The sequence below is a fragment of the Micromonospora sp. NPDC048999 genome, assembly GCF_040649295.1.
Classification (GTDB): Bacteria; Actinomycetota; Actinomycetes; order Mycobacteriales; family Micromonosporaceae; genus Micromonospora.
The window spans coordinates 1-1,569 of record NZ_JBEZFI010000103.1 but is presented as its reverse complement, the minus strand read 5'-3'; the positions used below and the strand labels follow the sequence as shown (position 1 = coordinate 1,569).

1 protein-coding gene is annotated in these 1,569 nt (G+C 65.9%); it reads right to left on the bottom strand.

Going from position 1 to position 1,569, the window contains the following annotated elements:
- Positions 1 to 760 precede the first annotated feature (760 nt).
- Positions 761 to 1,216: a hypothetical protein gene (locus tag AB0C02_RS33550; protein ID WP_357553235.1), complete on the bottom strand. Its 456-nt coding sequence runs from the start codon at positions 1,214 to 1,216 to the stop codon at positions 761 to 763.
- Between the last annotated feature and the right edge of the window lie 353 nt (positions 1,217 to 1,569).

The window sequence follows — 1,569 nt, the reverse complement described above, 5'->3', positions numbered from 1 at the left end:
CCGGGCATCAGGCGTGACGGCCGCAGAGCGACAGCGGCAGCGGCCGGCGCGCGCCCAGGCGGCGGCGCGTGCGGCCCGTCAAGGGCCGCCTTGATGCAGGGAGCGAACGATTCGGCAGGCACCCCGGCTGGAGGCTTGAGACTTGACCAACGGTCAAGGAGCGCTGCCGGATGGCGCACTTGACCCGAGTGGTCCCCGGGAAGCCAGAAAGGCCGGCCCGATATTTCGGACCAGCCTCCTGACCTGCTATTTCATGCTGTCGGGACGGCCGGATTTGAACCGACGACCCCTTGTTACCGACCGTGACGGTATCGCACTTGTCATCGGTTGTCGATAATGGGCAACGACCTGCAAAAACGGCCTCTTGAAGTGATCGCTGGTTGTCACTGATTGTCGCTCTTGGGCAGGGGTTTTCGGGGGGTAAACGGGGGGCGAGCTGATCATAAGGCGGGCGGAGCGACCATGACGCTGATCGACAGGGGCAGGGTCGGCCTGACGGTGACAGCCGAGCCGGCTACCCAGTCCAGGCGCGGGAGTGTGCTGCTCGACAGTCGGACGTGGCGCAGCCGGGTCACATGCGGCGACGGGAGGGTTCGGCGGTCCGATCTGGTCTCTGGCGGCTACGTTCCGCTACAGACACGTTCATAGGTCGCCGTCGTCAACTACCGGATCTGTCGAGTTGAGTGAGTCAGCCGGTCCGTCGGAACACGAGGCGTTCGGCCCGATTGACGTGGTTTTGGCCCATCCATCTGGTCGGTCGCTACGTCGCCGGCGTTAGCAAGATTCGGTGGGTCCACTCCAGCAGGCGGGTCACGCGGAACGGGCCGGTCCAGCCGACCGAGGGCGCATTGTCCTCATACTCGACCGCCGACCAGCAGTCGTCGAACGCGACTGTGTACTCGCGGTTGCCTGGGAAAACGTTGGTGACGGTTCCCACGACAACTTCGCCCTCGGGGTACCGTCGGGTGATCGCGGCCCATTCCTCACCCGACCAGTGCGAGAAGCGGGTCCGCCGACTGCGCATCCCGGCGTCCAACGGAAACAGCCGCACCTGGCCGGGCCGGTGTTGCAACACCTCAAAGAGCCCAGCCTTGCCGACCGCGGGCCAGTCGGTCGGGTCGTCCGGCAGGTGAAGGACGTCGACCCACCCCTGCGGCGGCTGACCAAGGTCTACCAGAACCCCTGCCCGTCCCACGCCCATCGGGACGGCACTCACGGTGCCTCGCACCCGGTCGCCCAACGGGAAGGCGAGACGTGCCGCGAACAGCTCGTCAGCGCTCGTCATCAACCGGCAGTCCTCACTTCACGGCGAGTACCCATCACCTGCATTATCAGCTTTCCCTGCCCTTCGTTGCAGATGCACTCAACTGCCGCGTAGCGCTCGTCACGGAAGGTAACCGATCGCCGGTGCCTGCATCCGGACGTGCCGAGTTGAGGGCGTTGCTTTGGGCGGCGTGGCTGGGTCGTTCGGTTGCGTCGTTGACCGCGTACCGCTGCCGGGTGAGCTGGTGTGGGGTCACCCGGCAGCGGCGGTTACGCCGTTAGCCGTGCGTGGTGCAGGATTGCGGC